This is a genomic window from Candidatus Microthrix parvicella Bio17-1, assembly GCF_000299415.1.
Classification (GTDB): domain Bacteria; phylum Actinomycetota; class Acidimicrobiia; order Acidimicrobiales; family Microtrichaceae; genus Microthrix; species Microthrix parvicella.
The window spans coordinates 651,214-673,252 of the sequence record NZ_AMPG01000002.1; the positions used below are offsets into that span (position 1 = coordinate 651,214).

Here is a 22,039-nt window from a genome sequence, read left to right on the forward strand (position 1 = left end):
CGGTCGATGCGGCCGTTGCGCTACTCGATGGTGATGAGCGACCAGGGCAGGTCGAAGTGGATCAGGTGGTGGCATTGGCGGTGCAGGTTGACGCCCTCGGAGGCCATGTCGCCGGTGAGCAGCAACTTCACGCCCGACTCGGCCAGGCCGAACTCGGAAATCACGTCCATCTGGCGCACGTCGGCCATGCCACCGTGCAACACCCGGACGTCGGAGTCCTTCAGCTTGAGGGCCTTGGGCACGGTGGCGGCCAGCCAGTCGAGCGTGGCGATGCGCTCGGAGAACACCACCACCCGGGTGTTGCTGCGGGGGTCCACGCCGATCTCCCGCAGCTGCTCGATCAGCGCCGTCAGCTTGGAGGCGCTGGTGTCGTCGATGGCGGCGTTCAGCTCGCCCAGACGTTGGAGTGCTGCGTCCTCGGTGGCGATGGCGGCCGTGTTGGTGCCCTCGTCGGGGGTGTCCCGCTTGGCGAGGGTGTTGCGGCGGGCGACGATCGTCTCCCCCAGCGCGCGGTGCGACGACAGCGCCGCCTTGAAGAGCGTCCACGGGAACAGGGTGCGGCCCTTGCCCGACGTCGGCGCCGTGCCCGACGCTGGGTGGATCCAGGTGTTGGCCAGCTCGGCAAACATGGCATTCTCGGCGTCGGAGGCCTCGATGAGCAGCGGCTGGGGCTGAAGCCGGTCGGCCCAGTCGGCGCGCACCTCGGCGGCCACCTCATCGTGGGCCTTATGGCGGCGCACGTACAGGTGGTCGATGTCGGCCGCATCGATGTTGGTCGGGTCGGCGATGGCGGTGGGGTCGAGCAGGCGGATCAGCTCAGCGAAGCTCTCGGGGTCACCGTTGTGCGGGGTGGCGCTGGTGAGCAGCAGCGCCTCGGTGCGGGGCGCCAACACCCGGGCGAGCTGGTTGTTGAGCGTGCCCCGGTTGACCAGGTTGTGGCACTCGTCGATGACCACCGCATCCCAATGAATGCCTTCGAGGTGGTGGCGGTAGCGGCCGGCGTTCTTCAGCGTGTCGATCGAGATGATCGCCCGGCGGTAGTGGCTGAACGGGTTGCGGTTGGCGGGGATCTCGCGGCGCACCTTGGCGATGCCGTCGGAGTCGAGCCGCACCAGCGGGATGGCGAAGCGGGTCCACAGCTCGTGCTGGAACTGCTCGAGGATGTGGCGGGGCGTGACCACCAGGATCCGGTCGCCCCGGCCCCGGCGGATCAGCTCGGCGAGGATCAGACCCACCTCCAGCGTCTTGCCCAGGCCCACCGCATCGGCGATCAGCAGACGGGGGCGCAACCCGGCGATCGCCTTGTGGGCGGCCCGGCGCTGGTAGTCGAGACGCTTCAGCAGGTGACGGTCGGCCAGGGCCAGGCCGGTCTGGTTGGCCGGCACCGGGGTCTTGCGCAGCACCGCCTCCAGGTACAGGCGCGAGGCCCGGAACCGCGGGGAGAGGTCTGCGGTCAGCCGGGTCTCCTCCGGGCGGAGGGGCGCGACGTTGTCCAGCTTGGTGAGGAACGTGGCCTCGGCGTCACGCACCAGCGTCGATGTGCCGACGCAGCGCACCTTCACGCCATCGGCCGACGTGGGCTCGATCGCCCGCACCAGCCACTCCTCGTCACGGACGACCACCTGGGCACCGGGGGCGATCAACGACAACAGCTTGTCCGGGGTGGCGACTGGCATCGGCGGGGTTCCTCCGTAGGCGGTCGCTCAACAATGCCAGGCACGGCGCCACGGCGCCGCTTTGCTCACCCCGGGCGATCCGCTGTGTCCACGCTTCACAGGTCAGTTTGGTGAACCGGGCGAGGTGTCGAACAACAGCACGACTATCGGCGGTACATGCCGCAAGGGCTTCCACCCTTCCTGGTCTGGGAACTAGCCAGCTCGATCTAGCGGCGGCTTCTGCTGCAGCGCCGGCGTCATCGGGCTGACCGCCCAGCCACTTCCCTGGGCCAAGGTTTGCAACGAGCACTACCGTTCGCAGCACATCGAAGAGGGGCTACTTGATGCCGGCAACAACGACCTACGACCAGAGCGTGCTCGATCAAGCCGTATTGGTCCCCGACATGTACGGCGAGGTCGACTTCTCGATCGTTCCCGAGCGTCTCGACCACGACGCCGACATCGACGACGAACGCTTCGCGAGCATTCGCAAGCCGGTTGGCCGCGTGTTCGACCGGCCCGAGCTGCTGAAACGCATGCGCAACTACACGATGACCGGCGACCGGGTGGCCGACGCCTACGCCGCGCTCATCCCAACCCACGGGTTGGCCACCCTGATCAGCCAGGTCGAGCAGGCCTGCGCCGAGGGTGTTGATGCTGTCGAGGACGCACCGCAGGAGCTGCGCGACCTGATCGCCTCGATGGAGGCCACGCCTGACTGGCTCGACCTCGACCTGGTTCGCAAAGGTGCGGCTGAGGAACGGGTGCCGATGGCCACGGCCACACCGTTCGCCATCCGAGGCGCGTTCCTGGCCACCTTCCTCAACAAGTATGCGGCGTTGCCCATGACGATGACAGGCGCCCTCTCGAACGAGGCGGCGGTCAAGCGGGTGTTCGAGACCGCCAGCTTCTTCACGGCCACGACGATGCCGGGCGCGCTCGATCGCCACGGCAAGGGGTTTCAGGCGGCGGCCAAGGTGCGGCTGATGCACTCGATGGTGCGCTTCCACCTGCTGCGCTCCAATCGCTGGGACGTCGCCACCTACGGCATCCCGATCCCTCAGGTCGACCAAATGCCGGCGGGGCTCATCGGCGTGTTCATGCTGTCGATGAAGGTGCTGGGCTCGGGCCGCACCACCTTTACCGACGACGAGCGGGCGACCGTTGAGGTGTCCCGCTATCGGTGTTTCCTGCTTGGCCTGCCGGCGGACCTGCTTGGCGAGACGCCCCAGGGGATCGTCGATCTGCTGACCGCCCGCCACGTGTCGCTGCGGGAGGGTTACGACGACGAGACCTGCGGCACCCTGGTGCGCGGCACGATGGCGGTCGACCTCTTCGACACGTCGACCATCGGCGGCAAGGTACACGCGTGGCTCGAGGACGGATTCTCCCGGTTCGTGCTCATCCGTCAGTTCATGGGCGGCGACACCGACCGGTCCGACGAGATGGGCATCGAGTTCGGGCTCGACAAGCAGATAGCGGCCGGTCTTGCCGCTGCCGTCATGGGGAGCTCGATCCTCGGCTACCGCCTCGGCCTGCGTCTGCCGCTGGTGTCCAGCCACGTCGATGCCCACCTGAACAAGCGCCTGGCCAAACTGCTCGACAGCTACGGCCACGCCGATTTCGTCACCGACGCCGACGAGTGGGCGTAGGCGCCGAGTGGGCGTAGGCGCCGAGCCGGGCATCAGCCCACTCAGAAACCCTCGCAGCCCTCGATCACCGTCAAGCTTCCAGCGAGGTAATCGGAAATCGGCTCGTACTCAGCGAACACCGACTCGGGCGCAGCGCCGGTGAAGCTGACGTGGAAGTCGCCGTTCTTCACCACCCGGCGCGTTTCCATCATGGGGTCGGCGACGTAATCCGTGCTCATCACGGGCACCCGCCAATCTTTCAAGCTGTCGTCCTCTCCCGTCCCTTCCACAAACGAGCCCGGCGAATTGTTCGACTCGGTGATGTGCCAAAGCCCCGGATCCTGTTGGAGGTAGGACTCATACTCGTCGCCACTCTCCAAGAAGGTCTCGGGGTAGTCGAACGCGAAACAGAATCGTCCGTTGGTCTCCGAGAGCATCCCGGGTAACGGTGACGGAGCTTCGGCGGCGGCTCGTGGCCTCGCTGGGGGCGGAGCGGTGGGAGGTTCGGAGGGAGGCCGCTGAGTTGATGACGTGCTCTGTGCCACCGCCGAGCTGCTGGGAGCTGCCGATACCGCTGGGTCCGCAGTCACATCATTCCCGCAGCCAACCAGAAGTGTGGTGAACGCCACAGCGAGAGCGCCCAGCCGAACCACCAGACTCCGCTCAAGTCACCGATCGGCACTCCTACCGTCGGCCTTACCTGCTGCAGGTGTCACCCGGATGCCTCCATCGTGCTCAACGACCATGCCCACCGGTGACTCCAACGAACCATAATCAAGGTTACGGATCGCGAGTACCTCGGGTTGCGCTTTTCGTCGCACTTTCCGCCGAGGATCCAAAGATTTGGTAGACCTCAGAGTCGAACGGGTGTACGATTTTTTCATGTTCTCCGGCGGGAGCGACTCACACGAGTCCGAAGCGATTGGCAGCGGCTCAGCCGTCCGCGCCGAGTCGACCGAGCGGCTTCACTTTCTTCGCTCACACGACTTGAGCACCGAACTCTCCCCCGCGCTGACCGAACTGATCGACCTTGAGGCTGAGCAACGGCGAATCGACCACCGACGGGCAGAACTGTTGCTCGAAGTCACCGAAACCGGGGTGTGTGACACGCTCCATGGGCACACCGCATCGGCGTGGCTTGCGGATCGCACCCAGCTCTCCCCCAAGGCATGCGGCGCCCGGATCATGGTCACCCGCCGCATGACCGCACGACACCGACTGATCATTGACGCACTCGAAGACGGCCGAGTCGGCTGGCAACACGTCAAAGTGCTCGACCAAGTGTCGAACAAGCGGATTTGGTCCGGCCTCAACGACCTACTCCCGGAGATCATCGAATTGGCCCAAGTGGCCGGATTCGAGCGGTGGGCCCGGGAACTGCGTGGCATCGGCCACCAAATGGACCAAGACGGCGGCTACGACCCGGCAACCGACTCAGCCAACAACGAACTACGGCTGGTGGCAACCGCCGACGGTTTCACCTACGTATCCGGCAAGCTGGTGGGCGAACTGGCCCTGACAATCCGCAAGTTGATCGAGGCTGAGACCGACCGAGTGCTCACCCGTTACCGCAGCGATGCCGAGGCTTCCGACGACGAAACTCCAGTGCCGAGAAGGGCGCAGGCAGCCGCTGAGGCCCTGGCGGAACTCCTCGAACGTGGGTCTGGTGTACCCGACGGAGAAGGCAGGCTGCCCGAACCCGAGCTTGTCGTGATCCTCAACGAGGAGACCGGCAAACTCACCGACGACGAAGGCAACCACCTGTCGCTGGAAGTGCTGCGGTTCGTTCTGGCCGCCGGGCTGATCCGACCACTCGATGTGTCAAATTCCGGCGACCCGCTTCGCATGGGCCGAGCAATGCGCTACGCGAACCGGCAGATGCGCCGAGCGCTCCTCACCCGCGACGGGGGCTGCATCTTCCCTGGGTGCGACCGGCCCGCAAGCTGGTGCGACGCCCACCACGTCGACGAATGGGAGCACGGCGGCCCGACAGACGTCGAAAACCTTGCTCTGATGTGCAGGCATCACCACAGAGTGACCCACCGTCCATCGTGGGTGATGACCCGCGATCCCGACCAGACCAGCTACGTCGGCTTCCGATGGCGGACTCCATCCGGTCACTTCATCTACTCCCAGCGGCACCAGCAACGTAACCCAACAGGCCGCTGCGCGAGTCCCTGACCGGCCGAGCCCCTCGCCTTCCAGTATCCACTCCTCCTGCAGAGCATCACCGCCATCTTCTTCGTCTGTTTCCGCGGACCTGCGTGTCCTCATCGGACCATGAACGACGCGGTCGGGCAGAATGGCGGCATGGAGAATCTTGACGGCCGAGTCGCCGTGGTCACCGGCGCCGGCAGCGGAATCGGGCGGGCCATCAGCCTCGCCCTGGCCGAGCGCGGCTGTGCCATGGCGTTGGTGGACGTCAACCAAGCAGGCCTCGACGAGACCGGTGCGCTCATCAACACCTACGCCACGACGCATATCGCCGATGTCTCCGACCGTGCCCGCATGTCCGAGTTGCCCGACGAGGTGGTCGCCGCCCACGGTGCCTGCAACATCCTGGTGAACAACGCCGGGGTGACCGCGGCCGGACGCTTCGAGGCCGACGACCTGGACGTCCTCCGCTGGATCACCGACATCAACGTGTGGGGCGTGGTGCACGGCTGCCACTACTTCCTGCCGACCCTACGCAAGTCCGATGAGGCCCACATCGTGAACATGTCGTCGATGGTGGCGTTTGTCGGTTTGCCCCAGAATGCCGCCTACGCCCTCTCAAAAGGCGCGGTTCGCTCATTCACCGAAGCACTTCGCGGTGAGTTGGCAGGATCAACGATCGGGGTCACGGCGGTGTTTCCCGGCTCGATCCGCACCAACATCATGCATGCCGCCCGAGGTGCCGAGAGTGAGCGACTGTCGGCCATGGCCTCGTCGCGCCTGGCCCCGCTGATCCTGCGCCCACCAAGCACCGTCGCCAAGGGAGTGGTGCGCGGCATCGAACACAACCGGGCCCGGGTGGTGGTCGGTCTGGACGCGCGACTGCTGGACATCACGGCACGGTTGGTGCCCGGCCGCACCGGCCTGATGGGACGCGTGCTGGACAAGCTGACCTGACTGGACCTGCCGGTGAGGTCGATGGCGTCCTCCACCAAGGCCACCGGGCGAATGCTGCCGCCCCGGTAGGACGTGAGCACGCCGAAGTAGCGGTCAGCCCGGCTTCCCTCGCGACGTTGTTGCAGCCTCAACGCCGTGGACTTCGGGCCCGGTTGGGAGTTCTACGCCGACCGCCACCAGGAAACTCTCGGCCCCCACGACACCTGACCTGGGACCGCTGAGCCGGGCCGATCTACTCGGCCGCCTCGGCCAACGCCTCGGCGAGGGCCGGGTGCACCAGCAGGCTGTCGGCCAGATCCGACACCCGCAGCCCGGCGGTAACGGCGACGGCGAGCACCGAGATCAGCTCGGCGGCGTGCCGGCCCACGATCGAGCCTCCCAGCACCACGCCGGTGGCGGGATCGGAGATGATCTTTACGAACCCCCGGGCGTCGTTGTTGATCAGCGCCTTGGCGGTGGTTGCGAACGGCACCTTGGTCACCCGCACCTTGCGGCCCTCGGCGAAGGCGTCGGCCTCGGCCAGTCCCACGTCGGCGATCTCGGGCTGGGTGAAGATGGCCGAAGCGGCCTTGTCGTAGTCCAGGTGGCGGTGCTCGACGATGTGAAGGCCCATCACGTGCTCGGCGATCTTCTTGCCCTGCATCGAGGCAACCGATGCCAGCGGCAGCTTCCCCGACACGTCTCCCGCCAGGTACACCGTTGGAACGTTGGTGCGCAGGTGATGGTCGAGCTGCTTGGGCCAGAGGCCGTCCATGGCCACACCGGCCTCGACCAGTCCGACGCCCTCGGTGTTGGGGATGGAGCCGATGGCGAGCAGCGCATGCGAGCCAGTGACCACCCGGCCGTCGTCGCAGCGCACCGTGAGTGACGCATCGTCGTTGCGATCGACGCCGACGGCTCGGGCACCTTTCAGCAGGTGCACGCCTCGGGCAAGGAAGTCCTCCTCCAGCACGGCCGCCACCTCGGGATCCTTTTGGGGCAGCACCTGCTGACGGCTGACGATGAGCGTCACTCGGGAGCCCAACGAGCTGAACATGTGAACGAACTCCACGCCGGTGACGCCCGAACCGATCACCACCAGGTGCTCGGGCAGCTCAGGTGGCGGGTAGGCGTCGCGGGTGGTCAACAACCGCTCGCCGTCAGGCTCGGCCCACTCCGGGATTCGAGGGCGGCTGCCGGTGGACACCAGTACGGCATCTGCCTCGATGGTCACCTCGGTGCCGTCGGCGAGCGATGCCACCACCGTGTGCGGGTCGACAAGCCGGCCGGTTCCCTCCACCAGGTTGACGTGCTGGCTCTCGAGCAGGGTGCGGTTGGACTTGGCAAGCGACGTGGTGATCGCCTCGATTCGCTGGCGCACCGAGTCGAGATGCACCGACGCATCCGCCACGTCGACGCCCATCGAACCGGCCTCGTCCACCTGGTTGAACGTGGCGCCGGTGGCAATCATCGCTTTGGACGGGATGCAGTCCCACAGGTTGGCGGCGCCGCCCAGCACGTCCCGCTCGATCACCGTCACCTCGGCGCCGAGTCGGGCCGCATAGGTGGCCGCAGCCACTCCGGCAGGGCCACCACCGATGATCACAAAACGCAAGGGCATGGCCGCAGGCTACCGGGGCCCTCCGCAACGTCGGCGACCACTCAGGTTTGGAGGGCCGCCAGCAACTCGGTGAGCGGTTCGATGTAGTGGCGGCTCTCGGCAAAGCCGTGGTGGCGCCAGGCGAAGTTGTCGAGCACCGAGTTGGAGGGGCGGACCGCCGGGCGGGGTGGATTGAGCTGGGCGGTGGGGATCGGGCTGATGCGCTCGGCGTCGAACCCGGCCAGCTCGAAGACGGTGCGGGCAAACTGATACCAGCTGACCGCCCCCTGGTTGGTGCAGTGGAACGTGCCGGGCACCCGCTCGCGCCCCAGCTTGATGACCATGTCGGCCAGGTCGGAGGTGAAGGTGGGGTGGCCGATCTGGTCGTCGACGAAACTGAGGGGGCCGCTCCCCTCCCCCAGCCGCAGCAGGGTCTTCACCATGTTGTTGCCGTGCTCGCCGCACACCCACGAGGTGCGGACGATCGACCAGGCGGGATCGACCTCCAGCTCGCCGCCCAGCTTGGAACGGCCGTAGACCGATTGGGGATTGGGGCGATCCCACTCCAGGTACGGCCCGGCCTTGGTCCCATCGAAGACGTAGTCGGTGGAGATATACACCAGGTGCGCCCCCAGCCGGCGGGCGCCGTCGGCGATGAACCGGGTGGCCAATGCGTTGGCCCGCCAGGCGGTCTCGGCCTGTTCCTCGCACAAGTCCACGGCCGTGAACGCCGCGCAGTGGAGGATGACGTCGGGTTGGAACTGCGTGACGACGCCGAGGGCCGTGTCACGGTCGGTCAGGTCGAACTCGGGCAGATCAACCGACACCACCTCGTCGCGTTCTGGAAGCCGGGCGGCGATGTCGGTGCCGAGCTGCCCCCTGGCGCCGGTGAGCAGAATGCGCATCAGACCATCCTGGCACGACCCCGTCACCCGTTGAGGTACCCGCTCTTCATCCCAGCCGTTGGAGGCCCGTTGACGTCGAGTACTCGGTGACCCCCAACCTGGACGGCACACCGACCGCACCCCGGAGGGGATCGGTCCGGTTCCACCTACCGACGATCTACATCACCAGAGGCCGCTCAGCCGATCGGTCGGAGCCGTGACCTCGGCTACTCCTCCATGCAGGCGTAGATGCCCAACCCCACGGCGGCGAGCGCGACGGCGCCCGCCATCACTGCCGACCGCTTATCCATCACCCCGGTCGTGCCCGCAGCCGACGCCGCCAGTACGTCGGCGGCGTCAACGGCGATGCCGCCCTGCAACGCCAGGCTGGTGACCTCGTCGGAGGCACCCAGCACGAACGGTGCCGTCATGAACAGCTCGCGCGCCCCGAACAACCGGAGGGGATAGATGGCCGCCTCGTTGTTCTTCACGTCGATGCCGAACAGCGCACCCAGCTTTCGGGGCGCCACCAAGGAGCCGATACCGACGCACGACCGGATGCCAACCAGCACCTTCCGCGCGTCCCGAGGTGAGAAGGAGATCTGCATGTCGCCAGTGTGTCACGACGCACCAGTCGACGTTGGCGACTCAGCCAGGTGGAGCGCACACCTCGAGCTCCATTCCATCGATGTCCCGAAAGAACAGCGACCAGGCGTCTCCCAATTCTTGGATCTCGCCGATGTCGGCGTCCGTCTCGAACACGTTGAGCGCCGCGCCACCACCCAGGTCGATGACGAACATGCGCGGATGCTCGGGCCGGGCCTCGATGCGGAAGGCCACCTCAGCCCCAAACACGGCCTCGTAGAACTTGGAGAAGCGGTCCAGGTTGGGGGTGAGCCTCGCGATGTGTTTGAAGCCCGACCCCAATGCCAACCGCAAACTACCCACCGGGGTGCCGAACGACGGTCGCTACCCAAGGTTGGCCCTACCCTGGCCACATGAGCGCTGCCACGCAGGATGTTCGCACGAGGACCGAGTCGCTGGTCCGGCTGGAGGCGGCGCTGGTCACCCCGGAGTTGGCTGACCGCATGGAGGTGGTGGTGTGGTCGCCCGGGCCCGACCTCTACAGGGCCGCGTCGATCGACGGGTCGGTTGGCTTCCGTCGCACCGACGTCCACGGCCGCTGGAGCTACCAGGTGGTCGAGGTGTCGGGCGACAACCCGCTGGCCGACCAGGCAACCGACCGGTTTCTCGGCCTCGAGGCCGAGAAACGGCACCGCTTCCACACCCGGGACAAGAACGCCTACCCGCACGCCTTCGACTCGATCGCCCAGTTCTTCGACGGCGCCCATGCCCCCGATCTTCTCGCCACCCACACCGGCGCCCACTCCAGCGACGCCAACATCGGCCAGCACGGCTCGCTGGGCGCCGTGCAGGGCCGTGCGCCACTGATTCTGTCGGGCTGCGGCTTCCCGGCGCTGGGAACGGTCGACCGGGCCACCCGCATGGTGAACGTGGCGCCCACGCTGGCCGCCCTGCTGGGAGTTGAACCACATCCGGCCGGGGTCGGGCCCACCGGCCGGGGTCGGGCCGACGCGCTGCTCGCCCGCCAGGACGGCGATGCGGAGGCCGACCTGCTCACCGGCGACGCCCCCGACCACCTGGTCGTGTTCCTGCTGGACGGATGTAACGCCAACCTGCTGTACGACGTGATCGCCTCGGGCGAGGCACCCAACATCGCCGCCCTGGCCGCCGCCGGCACCACGATGGGACGTGGCGTCTACGCCTCGTTGCCAACCGCCACGTTGGCCAATCACACCACCGCCCTCACCGGCGCCCATCCCGGGCACTCCGGCATCATCCACCACGCCTGGTACGACCGGTGTAGCGACAGCGAAGTGGATCTGTTGGCCTTCGATCAGATGTTCCACTCGTCGAGCCACCTCGACCCGAACGTCGAGACGCTGTTTTCCGCGGTCAAGCGAAGCCGTCCAGACGCGTTTACCGCTGCATCATTTGAGTTCTGCGACACGGGTGCCGACTTCTCTTCATTCGCTCTCGTCCGGGGTGGCGCAACCGGCGGCCTGCCCGAACTCGACGAGGTCGCCCACCTGACCCCCAACCCGGCGTTGCGCAGCGATCAGTACAACTTCATGTCCCAGGTGGATCAACTGAGCGTGACCCACACCATCGACGTCTGGCGTCAGGTGAACGGCAACCCGCTTCCCACCCTGAGCTGGTGCAGCCTGTCGTTGACCGACGAGGTTGCCCACGAGGTGGGGCCACATGCGCCGGCAGCCCGCGCCGCGGTCCGAGACTCCGATGCCAGGGTTGGCGACGTGCTGGCCGTCATCGACGCCGCAGGAGTCCGCGACCGCACCGCCGTCGTCGTGCTGGCCGACCATGGAATGGAGGAGAGCGACCCGGCGGTCTCGGCCGGGTGGACGCCGGAGTTGCAGGCCACCGGCGTGGCCCACCTGGAGGTCGGTGGCGGCCTGATCTACCTCACCTGAGGGCCACCGGGCTACCAGCGGGCTCGTGACTCCTCGGCGAAGCCCTGGAGCCCCTCAAATTCGATCCGCCGCCCATCGTCGCCGGCCACCCAGCCCGACCAGTCGCCGAACACCTGGTGCGTCGCCCGCTTCAGCACGCCTGCGTTGATGTTCGAGTACTTGTCGAAGCGGGGCGTCAGAACGAGATCGAGATGACCGCTTGGGTCGGTGATCTTCCACGGCCTCATCGGGTCGTCCCAGGAGTAGGCCCAGGCGAGCTCGGCGCCGACCTTGGTGAGTCGCCCGTCGATGATCACGCCGTTCTCGGTCAAACCGGTGCCGTCGGTCCACTTCGCCCCGATCTGAATGCCGACGACCGGTCCATCGTCGCCAACCCGACCGGCGCCGCCGCCCCAGTTCCAGCGGGTGGAGTACGGCCAGCGCCCACGTCCCACGTCGAGAACCCCCCACGCGCCACGGGACGAGTCCTCCAGCCGTCGGGTGACGCCGCCCGTGGTCAGGTGACCGGTTGCGGGCCGGGCCTGATGCTTTGAGGTGTACTGAAAACGTCGTTCGCTCCAGGGGATCACCACGTTGAGCGACTCATGACCGTCGGGCAGCGCGATCTGCGCCTCGAGCTCCGCCGGCGAGCCGTCGGACTCGGTCCAGCGGGCCGAGATGGTGGTGGTGCCGTCGTCTGGGTCGTCCATGGTGAGGTCGAGGCGTTTGTGGTGAAAGGTCAGCGGCGCCGTGCCGGGACGCTCCGGCAGTTCCAAGCCGCGTCCCAGCGGGGAGGCTGCCGCGGCGCCCCCTGAGGATCCGGTGGCCAGGTCGACCCAGTACACGTCCGCGATTCCCAAATAGTCGATGTCGGCGAACGTGGCGGCCACCACCAGATCGCCCGCCAGCACCGCCCAGTAGTCCCAGCGCTTGTTGCGACCCCAGCTTCCCCGCAGGTTGGCGCGGTGCAACGGGGCCGACGACCAACCGACGGCGTCGGGGTTCAGCCGTGCGCCGTCGGGCGTGGCCAGGTTGACCTGGTCGTGTAGCCGTCGTTCGTGGGTTGGCTGAGCGGACTTATCGGACATGCCCGGGACGGTAGCCGTCGCACCCCGACTTCAACGCCGAACGTGACGGCAACGTCAGGTCGGGTAGGATCGTCGCCTGTAAGCGCTTGTGGCTCAATTGGATAGAGCACCTGACTTCGGATCAGGCGGTTGGGGGTTCGAGTCCCTCCGGGCGCACCAAGGTGATACCTCTAGAGTCGAACCATGGGTATTCATCCGGTCATCGGGGTCGATGTGGGCGGAAGCGGCGTCAAGGCCGCCCTGGTGGACGTGGAACGCGGCGAGTTGGTGTCGGACCGGCCACGGCTCGAGACACCTCAGCCGGCAACGCCGGACCGGGTTGCCCACACGGTGGCACAACTGGTGGACGGTCTGGGCGGGTCGTCGGTGATCGGCGTGACCGTGCCGGGCGTGGTGAGCACCGGCGTGGTTCGCACCGCGGCAAACATCGACTCCACCTGGATCGGCACGGACGCCTGCGGGCTGTTCTCGAAACAGCTGGGGGTTCCGTGCACCGTGATCAACGATGCCGACGCGGCAGGATTGGCCGAGATGCGCTTCGGCGCCGGGAGGGGCCGAGACGGCGTGGCCATCATGGTGACGCTGGGCACCGGTATCGGCAGCGCCGTGTTTGTTGATGGGAACCTGGTGCCCAACACCGAACTGGGCCATCTGGAGTTCAAGGGGCAGGTCGCCGAGCACCACGCCGCCGCCGCCGTGCGAAAAGCCCAACACCTCACCTGGGAGCAATGGGGCCGGCGGGTTGGCCACTACCTGACCATGTTGACCACCCTGTTCTCGCCGGAGCTGATCGTGGTTGGGGGTGGCGTCTCCCGAAAGTTCGACCGCTTTGCCGACGAGATTGCCGCGTTGGTGCCCACAAACACCGAGGTGGTGCCGGCGGCACTTCAGAACAAAGCGGGCATCGTGGGGGCAGCGCTCGTCGCTGCGGGTGACCGTTGACCGGCGCACGAGTTCTTGGGCGCGGAATAGACCCGGGGCCCCACTCGTTCGAGCCAGCGTGACCTCACAACACTCAACCCCCCTCTCCGTCCTCGACCTGGCGGTCGTCCGCGGCGGCTCGACGGTACGCGAGGCCCTGGAGGCCAGCGTGGCCATGGCCCAATGCGCCGAACGCACCGGCTACACACGGGTTTGGTATGCCGAGCATCACAACATGGCCTCGATCGCGTCATCTGCGACCAGCGTGTTGATCGCCCACGTGGCCGCTCACACCAGGAGCATCCGGCTGGGCTCCGGCGGCGTCATGTTGCCCAACCATTCGCCCCTGACCATCGCCGAGCAGTTCGGCACGCTGGCCACGCTGCACCCCGATCGGATCGACCTCGGTCTCGGCCGGGCACCCGGCACCGACCAGCCGACGATGCGGGCGCTCCGGCGTGATCCGATGTCGGCAGAGTCCTTCCCCGAGGACGTGCTCGAGTTACAGGGGTTTCTCGGTGACGACAGCCGGGTGCCCGGCGTGCGGGCGATCCCCGGCGCGGGCACCAAGGTGCCGCTGTACATCCTGGGTTCATCAACGTTCGGTGCGCAGCTCGCGGCGCACCTGGGGCTGCCCTACGGGTTTGCCTCGCACTTCGCCCCCGAGGCGTTGACCCAGGCCGTCGACGTGTACCGACGTGGATTTCAACCATCCGAGCAGGCCACCGAGCCGTGGGTGATCGCCGGCGTCAACGTCATCGTCGCCCCGACCGAACGTGAGGCCGCCGACGAACTGAATCACGCCACACGGTCCCGCGTCGCAGCTTTGCTGGCACCCGGACGGAAGCTGTCCGACGCCGAACTGGACTCGGTAATGTCCTCCCCCGGCGGACGACAGGTGGCCTCGATGATGCGTTACACCGCGTCGGGAACACCCGACACCGTGAAGACCTACCTCGACGATTTTCAACAGCACGCAAACGCCGACGAACTGATCGTCGTGCCCGCATCACGTTCGGTGGAAAACCGGCTGCAGAGCCTGGAACTGCTGGCACAGGTTTCCAGGCTCGGCTGAGCCTCAGGTGCTGTAGGTACCCACGATGCGCGCCTGCTCGATGATGTGGCCAGCGATGGCCGCCATGGCTTCGGCCTCGGTGGCGCCGACCGGCAGGCCCGACGGCTGATCGACGGCGTACAGGTGGAAAAAGTAGTGGTGGGTGCCGTGCCCGGGAGGCGGTGCGGGGCCGCCATAGCCCTCCTCGCCGAAGGTGCTGGTGCCCGCCACCCCGACGTCGGTGCCTCCGTCCAGGCCCGAACTCTGCGAGTCGATACCGGAGAGCACCCAGTGAGTCCAACCCCCAACCATCGGGGCGTCGGGGTCGTTGCAGACGAGCACCAATTCGGCGGTGCCCTCGGGAACATCGCTCCAGGTCAGGGGAGGCGACACGTTGTCGTTGGCGTAGGCGAACTTGTCGGCCAGCCGCTCGCCGTGTTGGAAGGCGCTGGAGGCGATCGACAGGTCGCCGAGGTTCATGTCCGGCATAGGGACTCCCTGAATCGAGGTGCTTGCTGGGCGGGATGGTGTGCTCGCCTTCGACGGTAGCGCTTTTGTGTCGGGCCGACATCAGGCCGTTTGTCGCTGGACATCGATCGAGACTTCGTTATCCTCGGATTGTCGACCGGCGGGGTCGACGACGAGGTTCTGGCGGGCCTCGTTGAACAAGGGCGGTCGCTTGACGAACGCCGAGCGAGGGTTGATGGGCGGCTACACAGGTTCGAACGGCAGCGGGGCAGCCGCATGGATCTTCTTGGCGCTGGTTGTCGCCCTCGTGGCCGTCGCCTGCGGAGCGCGTGAGGACCCGGGCATCTCACCGGTTGCCACAGGCTCGACACCGACCATTGAGCCGTCCGCCGTGCCCGCAACAACCACGGCACCCACGACCGCCTCCATAGCCTCCACCACCACGTCCGGGGCAGGCAACGGGTCGCTCCCTCCCACCTCGGCCCCATCGGCAGAACGCCGGGCCGACGGCACCGTCGTCTCCGCAGGCGGATACCGGGCCAAAACCCCGGCCGTCGCACGCGGCCTGCTCTTGGAACCCACATGGACCGACGAGCAGCAGGAGGCCGCCGACGTCATCCACCGGTACCTCGACGCCATGGTCATCACCATCACCGACCGGAGGCCCGACACGACGATTCCCACCTCGATGACCGACCTCGAACGCCCCGACCTGAACCCTGCCGGGTTGAGGCAGCTGCAAACCCAGAACGTCGTTCGTGGCAACACCAGGATCGGCCAATACTGGGTCGAACCTCCCGAGTCGGAATCGGCCTTCTGGGTGTTCGGCCTCACCGAGCTCAAGAAGGATCGCCTCCAAGTCGCACTGTGCGAATACAACGACTTCCGATACCAGAGCCTGAAGACCGACGAGATACTCGACAGCGGTACGTCATCGTCCTTCTGGGACGGCCAGATGGCTCCGACCGAGCCGGGGTGGCGAGTCGTGGCGTTCGTGAAGACACATGCCAAGAATGGGAGAACAGGATGCGCCTCCAACGAGCCGTCGTTGCAGTTGCCGGAATGATGGTCTGCTGCCACGCCCCCGCAGCGGGGGCCGGTTCCCCCGAAACCGACGGGCAGATCGAGGTGGGGATCGTCGTTCCCGGGAACGACGGCGGCAACGGCGCTCCATCCGGGTCGGGCGGTGCGTATCCAGCACTGGGTGGAGGCAGAGCGACACCTGACGACGGGTGGGACTGCCGGTTTTACCGGCCCGTCGACAACGACAACGGCGCCATCATCCGAGGCGAGGAGGTGTTTGATCTCGTCCGTGACAGCAACTACGCCCGGTACTGCTCTTACCACGGCGTGCTCCGCGAGGCCATGATCTTCACCTACAACCCCAACAATCCCGGCCAGCCCACCCGTCCGGCCGACCCCGAGCGACTCTCCCGGGTGGCGATCGATATCGCCAAACTGCCCGGCCCAGATCTCACCTCGGCACCACCCAAGGGCGGCATCACCCCGGTCAACCTGCCGGTGTGGTTCTGGGCCGACACCCCGGCACCGAACGTCGCCACCGCCCGGGCCGACGCCAACAACGTCGCCACCGCCACAGCCACGCCAACCGGCACGGTTGCCATCGACCCCGGTGACGGCAGCGCCACGGTCTCCTGCCCCGGCGGAGGCGTGCCCTGGGCCAGAGGCCGAGCCGACACCACACCTGGAGCCTGTCTGCACACCTACCTGAAACCCGGCAGCTACACCGTCACGACCACGATGACCTGGTCGGTGCGCTACGAGGCCACCATCATCGGCCTGCACCTCACCGGGGTCCTTCCGGACGAGACGACCAGGTCCACCCGCACCATCTCGATCACCGAACTGGAAACCCGCCTCCGCCCGAACTGAACCACACGACGTGCCGAGGGTCAGCCCTCCGCCCGATCGATGGTGGCCCGCTTCCAGTGCGGCAGGACATCTCCGTCCCAACTGTTGACGCCCGCATCGGTATGACTGCGGTAATAGCGCGCCTCGTCGGTGGGGTTGGCGCTGTCGGCATACCACGGCAGGTGACGGGCCACGTAGGGCCAACCGGTTCGGGCCGCCAGGCCCTCAAAGCCGGGGGTGCGTGCCCGGTTGAGCGCGAACGTGGTGTCGACGTCGGCCCTGAACAGACCGGGCTCGATCAACGTTCGCCAGAACTGCGCCTCCCACGCCATCACGTCGTCGCGGTGGACGTAGTGGGCCGGAAGGTCGTCGATGCGAAGCCCCAGGCCCACTTTGGTCAGCGACGGGTGCCGGCCCACCACGTCGTGCAGGTGGTGAAGCACCTCGAGCGGGCAGTCCTCATCGGGCACCACATCCGGGTCGGTCACCACATAGTGGCGGCGCCACCCCAACTCCTGGGCCACGCCGGACAGCCAGGGCGAGCGATGGCCCAGGTTTCTACCCAGCAGGCGCACGTCATGAGGCGAGGCGGCCAGATACTCCACCAGGGGCGGGTACGTGGAATCGTTGTCGAGCAGGACCAGGTGCCGCGCACCTGCGCGCTCCAGCCACTCCACCAGCAGCTGCAAGGGCTCCAGACGGTCGCGCACGATGATGATCACCGGCGTGGTGGCCGGGTCTGAGCGCCGACCGAGGATCACGGGGTGCCTCGTCGGCCCTGCACCCACCGCTTGACGGGCCCCAGACCCCGCCAGGCCTTGATGGCTTGACCGAGGCTGAGGCCGGAGCCGACCTCGACCAGTTGGGTTCGGATCGCCTCCGCCTCCCGGGTAACGGTGTCGCTGCGAGCACGCAGCGCGTCGTTCTCCAACTCGGCGCGATCGGCCCGAAGCTGCTCGCCGGCCAGCTTGTTGGACAGTTCACCGAGCTCGCGGCTGCCGTCGCCGGGAACCGCCTTCACGATGAACCGGTAGGTCAGCGCGTCGGGGTCCGCCTCCAGCAACTCCCGAACCCCAGGCGGCGCCGCCTCCAGCGGAGGCGCCAGCTCGCTGGAGCCCAACGGACAGTGGGTGCGCCGCCAGTCCACCCCGACCAACCCGGCGTCCTCCAGCATCGATTCGAGCGACCTGCGGGTGAACATCCTCAGGTTCGCAGCGTCGAGCAGGCCGTCCCGGCGATAGTCGAACCGGCCGGCCAGCAACTCGAGACGCACATCGCCATGGGCGACGTTCGGTACCGACACAACCACGACACCGCCCGGCGCCAGCAACCGTCGCGCCGCCACCAGCATGCGTGTCGGGTCACGAAGTTGTGCCGCCACGTCGCCGCACAACACCACTTCAAAGGTGCGGCCCTCGAACAACTCGCCAAGGTCCAGGTGGTCGAGGTCGGCACCGGCCCCCTCCGAATCCAACTCCGCTTCGGTGACCTCGCACCCGGCCGCGGCGAGCCACCGGGTCATGTGCTCATCGGCACAGCCCAGGTGAAGGACGCTGCGACCCGATCCCACCAGCTCCAGCATGATCGCGTCGGGATTGTTGGGATCGGTCGGCCGCTCGTCGAGGTGGTACCGGCTGGTGGTCATGGGCTCACCGTACCGAACCTGGCACCAACAACGAGGGCCCTGGGCGCAACAACCACGCCAAGTAGTGTTGCGGGGTTGAGGCGCCATGCCGGCGTCCGCATGCGCACCGTCCCGCCCCCCACCGTTTGGATCAGAGACTCCACCCATGACCAGCCCTGCTGTGATCATCAGCCACCGAGAGCTGATCAGCAACCTCACCCAACGCGACCTGAAGGGTCGCTACAAGCGCAGCGCGTTGGGCTGGGCCTGGTCGTTGCTGAACCCTGCCATGTCGCTGGCGATCTACAGCCTGGTGTTCGGGGTCTTCTTCAAGGTGCAGGCGCCGATCGGCGCCAACGGTGAGCTTCAAAACTTCGCCATGTACCTGTTCTGCGGTCTGGTGGTGTGGAACGGATTCTCCGCTGCGCTGGACGGTCCGCTGGGTGCCTTCTCCGACGCCGGCAAGCTGCTGACCAAGGTGTACTTCCCGCCCGAGCTTCCCGCGTTGGCATCGGTGGCGGGGGTGGCGTTTCAGTCCGCCATCGAGCTGGGCATCCTGGTGGCCCTCATGGTGCTCTTCGGTAACGCCACGTGGACGATGCTGCTGGCGCCGATCGTGGTCCTCATCACGCTGGGCTTCGGCCTGGGAATGGGCATGGCGGCCAGCGTCTGGAACACCCGGTTTCGGGACGTCGGGTACCTGATCACGCTGGTGCTGCAGCTGATGTTCTATGCCACCCCGATCGTGTACCGGATCGATTCGATCGACGCGAACATCGGGCCCTTCACCGCCCAACAGCTGCTGAAACTCAACCCGGTGACGCAGTACGTCGGGCAGCTGCGTTCGCTGGTGTACCTGGGGCAGTTGCCGAGCGCAACCAGCCTGCTCTACGGCCTGGCCTGGGCGGTTGCGTCGATGGTGTTCGGCTGGTGGTACTTCTCCCGAACCGCACCCCACGTGATCGAGGAGCTGTGAACATCGTGCACCTGTTGGGTACCACCGTTCGCCGGCAATTGGCAGGAGCGTAGACAGCCATGGGCCTCTTTGACTCCGTCCCTGGACCCGCCGAGGCAACCGGCGACTCGTCCATCCACCTCCATCACGTCAGCAAGGAGTTCCGCCTGCGCACCGAGGCGGCCAGCTCGCTCAAGGAGCGCATCACGGCCCGCAAGAAGGCCAAGCAGGAGGACTTTCAAGCACTGACCGACGTGACCTTCACCGTGCCCGCCGGGTCGATGTACGCCCTCGTCGGGCACAACGGGTCGGGCAAGTCCACGCTGTTGCGTTGCATCGCCGGCATCTATCGGCCGACGTCGGGCACGATCGACGTGTCCGGCCGCGTGTCCGCCCTGTTGGAGCTGGGGTCCGGCTTCCATCCGGACCTCACCGGGCGCGAGAACGTGTACCTCAATGCCGCCATCCTGGGCCTGACCCGGGCCGAGGTCGACGAACGCATGGGCGCCATCATCGAGTTCGCCGACATCGGCGAGTTCATCGATGCTCCGGTGCGGGTGTACAGCTCGGGCATGTATGTGCGCCTCGGGTTCGCCGTGGCCGTCAACATCGACCCCGAGGTGCTGCTGATCGATGAGGTGATCGCCGTCGGCGACGAGGCCTTCCAGCGTAAGTGCTTCGACTTTCTCTACGAGCTGCGCAAGGGCGGCGCCACCGTGGTGGTCGTGACCCACAGCCTGTCTGTGGTGGAGACCATGTGTGATGGGGCCGTATGGCTGAGCGGTGGCAAGGTGCAGGAGGTGGGCGACTCGTCAGCGGTGGTCGCCTCGTACCTGGACCGTGTCAACCGGGCCGAAGACTCCCGCTCGGCCGGAGACGGCAGCACCGGTGTGGCACACGGCGGCTCGGGCGAGCTGGAGGTGATCCGCATGGAGCTGTTGAACGGCGACGGCGAGAAGGCCAGCTCGCTCATCTGCGGCGAGCCCGGCACGCTGCGGTTCAGCTATCGCTCCAACGCCTCGGTCGAGGCGCCCGTCGTTGGGTTTTCGGTCCACCACGAGTCGGGCACCCACGTGGCCGATACGTCCACCTGGTTGGAGGACCGCCGTCTGGGCACCGTGAGCGCCGACGGTTACCTCGAGTGGCACACCGACAGGATGCCGCTGGCGCCCGGCACCTACGAGCTGAGCGTCGCGGTGCGCGACGAGCACAACCAGCACTTCTACGATCGGGTTGACAAGGGGTTTCGTCTGGTCGTTCGCCAAGGCTCACGGCCCGTGGGCGCCGGCCTGATCGACCTGGAGGGTGCCTGGGGCGAGGCCATCGCCGACGGCAGTCGCCGGTGACACGGTGAGACGCCGGGTTGGACAGCTGGGGCTGATCATCGCCACAGCCCTGGCGGTGACGGGGCTCTTTGTTTTTCACGGCACCGCGATCGCAGACCCGTCCTATTCCCTCAGCGACCCGGGTCGGGCGGCGGCAGCCGCCGCATGGAGCATCGGCCTGTTGTTTGTGGCCTACATGGCCGGGCTACCCGACGCCGTGCGCACCATGCGTCATGCGGTCGGCGCCTCCTTCGCCGCCCCGGCGGCGACCGTTGCGGTGGCCTCCCTGGTGCAGCTCGCCGCCGGGGATGCCCTGCTGCCAAGGTTTGTGGTGTTCGCCAGCGTGCTGGTGATGCCGGTGGTGAACCTGATGGTCACCCTGCCGCTGGTGGCCAGCCGGGGTCGAGGCGTGTCGACCGCCCTGGTGCTGGCATCGGCGGACCAACTCGCCGACATGGCCCGGGTCACCGAGCGCGGCCTGCCGACCATGATGCGAATCGCCGACACGCTGCCGTTGGACCCCGACGACCCCACCATGGCCGATCGGCTGCGCGCTGCGGTGGACGAGCACGAGCCCAACATCCTGGTCGTGGCCGACCAGCTGCTCGACAACCACGACCTTGCGCACGTGGCCGCCGACCTCCACGCACACGGCATGAGGGTCCGCACGCTCCTCAGCTTCTACGAGGACTGGTTTCGTCTCGTTCCGCTCTCGGAACTGGCGGAGGTGTCGCTGCTCTTCGACATCGGAGAGGTGCACTCCCCGGTCTACCTGCGGCTCAAGCGGTTGCTCGACATCGCCTCGGGCATCACGTTGGGTATGGCGCTGGTGGTGGCGGTTCCGTTCGTGGCCCTCGGCAACCTGGTGGGCAACCGGGGGCCGCTGATCTACTCCCAGCCCCGGGTGGGCAAGCAGGGTGAGCTCTTTCGTATCCACAAGCTGCGAACGATGGTTCCTCGCCCTGAGCCGAAAACCATCGACCATGGGGCTTCCACCACGCCGTGGACCACCGAACGCGACCCGCGGGTGACGCCGTTTGGGCAGGTCCTGCGCAAGCTGCACATCGACGAGTTGCCACAGGCCGCCAACATCCTTCGGGGTGACCTGTCGCTGGTGGGCCCGAGGCCTGAACAGCCGGCGTACGTGGCCGAGTTGAGCGACGTCATCCCGTTCTATGACTACCGCCACCTGGTGAAGCCGGGCCTCACCGGGTGGGCCCAGATCAACCTCGGATACACTTCCGATGCCGAGGGTGCCCGGGAAAAGCTGCAGTACGAGTTCTACTATCTGAGGAACCAATCGTTGCCCTTTGACCTTCGCATCGTCATCCTCACCCTGCGTAGCCTGGTGGCACTGCGCAAGGCGCGCTAGCTCAACCC

General features: G+C 67.0%; 21 protein-coding genes and 1 tRNA gene. 12 read left to right on the top strand and 10 right to left on the bottom strand.

Annotated elements, in window-relative coordinates; translation table 11 throughout:
* Nucleotides 1-20 precede the first annotated feature (20 nt).
* Complete coding sequence (locus MPARV_RS25370) at nt 21-1,676, bottom strand: DEAD/DEAH box helicase (RefSeq protein WP_020378301.1); 1,656 nt, start codon at nt 1,674-1,676, stop codon at nt 21-23.
* Between the two features lie 323 nt (nt 1,677-1,999).
* Between MPARV_RS25370 and MPARV_RS0111150 the strand changes: the two genes are divergently transcribed.
* Nucleotides 2,000-3,307: an oxygenase MpaB family protein gene (locus MPARV_RS0111150; RefSeq protein ID WP_020378302.1), complete on the top strand. Its 1,308-nt coding sequence runs from the start codon at nt 2,000-2,002 to the stop codon at nt 3,305-3,307.
* Between the two features lie 41 nt (nt 3,308-3,348).
* Here MPARV_RS0111150 and MPARV_RS0111155 read toward each other — a convergent pair whose 3' ends face one another.
* Nucleotides 3,349-3,723 (bottom strand): hypothetical protein, encoded by a 375-nt coding sequence (locus tag MPARV_RS0111155; RefSeq protein WP_020378303.1) that lies wholly within the window; start codon nt 3,721-3,723, stop codon nt 3,349-3,351.
* Nucleotides 3,724-4,168: 445 nt separating this feature from the next.
* Here MPARV_RS0111155 and MPARV_RS0111160 point away from each other — a divergent pair, with 445 nt between their 5' ends.
* A complete protein-coding gene (locus MPARV_RS0111160) occupies nt 4,169-5,467 on the top strand; it encodes an HNH endonuclease signature motif containing protein (protein WP_100221314.1) in 1,299 nt (432 codons plus the stop codon).
* Nucleotides 5,468-5,596: 129 nt separating this feature from the next.
* Complete coding sequence (locus MPARV_RS0111165; protein ID WP_034393867.1) at nt 5,597-6,397, top strand: SDR family NAD(P)-dependent oxidoreductase; 801 nt, start codon at nt 5,597-5,599, stop codon at nt 6,395-6,397.
* 232 nt (nt 6,398-6,629) lie between these two features.
* Here MPARV_RS0111165 and MPARV_RS0111170 read toward each other — a convergent pair whose 3' ends face one another.
* From MPARV_RS0111170 to MPARV_RS0111185, 4 genes are all read right to left on the bottom strand, one after another.
* On the bottom strand, nt 6,630-7,997 hold the full coding sequence (locus tag MPARV_RS0111170) for an FAD-dependent oxidoreductase (protein ID WP_012222793.1): 1,368 nt from the start codon (nt 7,995-7,997) through the stop codon (nt 6,630-6,632).
* Between the two features lie 41 nt (nt 7,998-8,038).
* On the bottom strand, nt 8,039-8,881 hold the full coding sequence (gene rfbD, locus MPARV_RS0111175) for a dTDP-4-dehydrorhamnose reductase (RefSeq protein ID WP_012222792.1): 843 nt from the start codon (nt 8,879-8,881) through the stop codon (nt 8,039-8,041).
* A 206-nt stretch (nt 8,882-9,087) separates the two neighbouring features.
* Nucleotides 9,088-9,468: a hypothetical protein gene (locus MPARV_RS0111180; RefSeq protein ID WP_012222791.1), complete on the bottom strand. Its 381-nt coding sequence runs from the start codon at nt 9,466-9,468 to the stop codon at nt 9,088-9,090.
* 40 nt (nt 9,469-9,508) lie between these two features.
* A complete protein-coding gene (locus MPARV_RS0111185) occupies nt 9,509-9,808 on the bottom strand; it encodes a VOC family protein (RefSeq protein ID WP_012222790.1) in 300 nt (99 codons plus the stop codon).
* Between the two features lie 50 nt (nt 9,809-9,858).
* On the opposite strand from MPARV_RS0111185, the gene MPARV_RS0111190 reads away from it, so the two are divergent.
* The gene (locus tag MPARV_RS0111190) at nt 9,859-11,373 is read left to right on the top strand and encodes an alkaline phosphatase family protein (RefSeq protein ID WP_020378306.1); all 1,515 of its coding nucleotides are present in this window, start codon (nt 9,859-9,861) and stop codon (nt 11,371-11,373) included.
* A gap of 11 nt (nt 11,374-11,384) precedes the next feature.
* Here the strand turns inward: MPARV_RS0111190 and MPARV_RS0111195 are convergent, their stop codons facing one another.
* Nucleotides 11,385-12,440: a DUF2804 domain-containing protein gene (locus tag MPARV_RS0111195; RefSeq protein WP_020378307.1), complete on the bottom strand. Its 1,056-nt coding sequence runs from the start codon at nt 12,438-12,440 to the stop codon at nt 11,385-11,387.
* Nucleotides 12,441-12,522: 82 nt separating this feature from the next.
* Here MPARV_RS0111195 and MPARV_RS0111200 point away from each other — a divergent pair.
* From MPARV_RS0111200 to MPARV_RS0111210, 3 genes are all read left to right on the top strand, one after another.
* Nucleotides 12,523-12,599: transfer RNA gene (locus MPARV_RS0111200), tRNA-Arg, on the top strand.
* A gap of 24 nt (nt 12,600-12,623) precedes the next feature.
* Nucleotides 12,624-13,382 (top strand): polyphosphate--glucose phosphotransferase, encoded by a 759-nt coding sequence (gene ppgK / locus MPARV_RS0111205; RefSeq protein ID WP_020378308.1) that lies wholly within the window; start codon nt 12,624-12,626, stop codon nt 13,380-13,382.
* 58 nt (nt 13,383-13,440) lie between these two features.
* Nucleotides 13,441-14,436: an LLM class flavin-dependent oxidoreductase gene (locus tag MPARV_RS0111210; RefSeq protein ID WP_020378309.1), complete on the top strand. Its 996-nt coding sequence runs from the start codon at nt 13,441-13,443 to the stop codon at nt 14,434-14,436.
* A gap of 3 nt (nt 14,437-14,439) precedes the next feature.
* Here the strand turns inward: MPARV_RS0111210 and MPARV_RS0111215 are convergent, their stop codons facing one another.
* Nucleotides 14,440-14,904, bottom strand: coding sequence for a YbhB/YbcL family Raf kinase inhibitor-like protein (locus tag MPARV_RS0111215; protein WP_012222775.1), 465 nt, complete (start codon nt 14,902-14,904; stop codon nt 14,440-14,442).
* 214 nt (nt 14,905-15,118) lie between these two features.
* Between MPARV_RS0111215 and MPARV_RS0111220 the strand changes: the two genes are divergently transcribed.
* Nucleotides 15,119-15,949 (top strand): hypothetical protein, encoded by an 831-nt coding sequence (locus MPARV_RS0111220; RefSeq protein ID WP_157789567.1) that lies wholly within the window; start codon nt 15,119-15,121, stop codon nt 15,947-15,949.
* On the top strand, nt 15,910-16,776 hold the full coding sequence (locus MPARV_RS0111225) for a hypothetical protein (RefSeq protein ID WP_157789568.1): 867 nt from the start codon (nt 15,910-15,912) through the stop codon (nt 16,774-16,776). The genes MPARV_RS0111220 and MPARV_RS0111225 overlap by 40 nt, the downstream gene beginning before the upstream one ends.
* Nucleotides 16,777-16,796: 20 nt before the next feature.
* Here the strand turns inward: MPARV_RS0111225 and MPARV_RS0111230 are convergent, their stop codons facing one another.
* Nucleotides 16,797-17,516, bottom strand: a complete 720-nt coding sequence (locus MPARV_RS0111230) for a hypothetical protein (protein WP_020378313.1) — start codon at nt 17,514-17,516, stop codon at nt 16,797-16,799.
* On the bottom strand, nt 17,513-18,400 hold the full coding sequence (locus MPARV_RS0111235) for a methyltransferase domain-containing protein (protein ID WP_020378314.1): 888 nt from the start codon (nt 18,398-18,400) through the stop codon (nt 17,513-17,515). The genes MPARV_RS0111230 and MPARV_RS0111235 overlap by 4 nt, the downstream gene beginning before the upstream one ends.
* A 145-nt stretch (nt 18,401-18,545) precedes the next feature.
* On the opposite strand from MPARV_RS0111235, the gene MPARV_RS0111240 reads away from it, so the two are divergent.
* Genes MPARV_RS0111240 through MPARV_RS22725 form a run of 3 tightly spaced genes read left to right on the top strand, consistent with a single transcriptional unit; the run spans nt 18,546 to nt 22,031 of the window.
* Entirely contained in the window at nt 18,546-19,355 is an 810-nt protein-coding gene (locus MPARV_RS0111240; RefSeq protein ID WP_012222765.1) for an ABC transporter permease, read from the top strand.
* 59 nt (nt 19,356-19,414) lie between these two features.
* The gene (locus MPARV_RS0111245) at nt 19,415-20,680 is read left to right on the top strand and encodes an ABC transporter ATP-binding protein (protein WP_012222763.1); all 1,266 of its coding nucleotides are present in this window, start codon (nt 19,415-19,417) and stop codon (nt 20,678-20,680) included.
* 4 nt (nt 20,681-20,684) lie between these two features.
* The gene (locus tag MPARV_RS22725; RefSeq protein ID WP_157789569.1) at nt 20,685-22,031 is read left to right on the top strand and encodes a sugar transferase; all 1,347 of its coding nucleotides are present in this window, start codon (nt 20,685-20,687) and stop codon (nt 22,029-22,031) included.
* The last annotated feature ends 8 nt before the right edge of the window (nt 22,032-22,039 follow it).

What these genes read in the sequence shown, in the direction of transcription:
- ppgK (WP_020378308.1), top strand. Translation starts at nt 12,624, where the DNA reads ATGGGTATTCATCCGGTCATCGGGGTCGATGTGGGCGGAAGCGGCGTC.
- MPARV_RS0111170 (WP_012222793.1), bottom strand. Translation starts at nt 7,997, where the DNA reads ATGCCCTTGCGTTTTGTGATCATCGGTGGTGGCCCTGCCGGAGTGGCT.
- MPARV_RS0111245 (WP_012222763.1), top strand. Translation starts at nt 19,415, where the DNA reads ATGGGCCTCTTTGACTCCGTCCCTGGACCCGCCGAGGCAACCGGCGAC.
- MPARV_RS0111165 (WP_034393867.1), top strand. Translation starts at nt 5,597, where the DNA reads ATGGAGAATCTTGACGGCCGAGTCGCCGTGGTCACCGGCGCCGGCAGC.
- MPARV_RS0111225 (WP_157789568.1), top strand. Translation starts at nt 15,910, where the DNA reads ATGCGCCTCCAACGAGCCGTCGTTGCAGTTGCCGGAATGATGGTCTGC.
- MPARV_RS0111195 (WP_020378307.1), bottom strand. Translation starts at nt 12,440, where the DNA reads ATGTCCGATAAGTCCGCTCAGCCAACCCACGAACGACGGCTACACGAC.
- MPARV_RS0111155 (WP_020378303.1), bottom strand. Translation starts at nt 3,723, where the DNA reads ATGCTCTCGGAGACCAACGGACGATTCTGTTTCGCGTTCGACTACCCC.
- MPARV_RS0111160 (WP_100221314.1), top strand. Translation starts at nt 4,169, where the DNA reads ATGTTCTCCGGCGGGAGCGACTCACACGAGTCCGAAGCGATTGGCAGC.
- MPARV_RS0111235 (WP_020378314.1), bottom strand. Translation starts at nt 18,400, where the DNA reads ATGACCACCAGCCGGTACCACCTCGACGAGCGGCCGACCGATCCCAAC.
- MPARV_RS25370 (WP_020378301.1), bottom strand. Translation starts at nt 1,676, where the DNA reads ATGCCAGTCGCCACCCCGGACAAGCTGTTGTCGTTGATCGCCCCCGGT.
- MPARV_RS0111220 (WP_157789567.1), top strand. Translation starts at nt 15,119, where the DNA reads ATGGGCGGCTACACAGGTTCGAACGGCAGCGGGGCAGCCGCATGGATC.
- MPARV_RS0111215 (WP_012222775.1), bottom strand. Translation starts at nt 14,904, where the DNA reads ATGCCGGACATGAACCTCGGCGACCTGTCGATCGCCTCCAGCGCCTTC.
- MPARV_RS0111180 (WP_012222791.1), bottom strand. Translation starts at nt 9,468, where the DNA reads ATGCAGATCTCCTTCTCACCTCGGGACGCGCGGAAGGTGCTGGTTGGC.
- MPARV_RS0111150 (WP_020378302.1), top strand. Translation starts at nt 2,000, where the DNA reads ATGCCGGCAACAACGACCTACGACCAGAGCGTGCTCGATCAAGCCGTA.
- MPARV_RS0111190 (WP_020378306.1), top strand. Translation starts at nt 9,859, where the DNA reads ATGAGCGCTGCCACGCAGGATGTTCGCACGAGGACCGAGTCGCTGGTC.
- MPARV_RS0111240 (WP_012222765.1), top strand. Translation starts at nt 18,546, where the DNA reads ATGACCAGCCCTGCTGTGATCATCAGCCACCGAGAGCTGATCAGCAAC.
- rfbD (WP_012222792.1), bottom strand. Translation starts at nt 8,881, where the DNA reads ATGCGCATTCTGCTCACCGGCGCCAGGGGGCAGCTCGGCACCGACATC.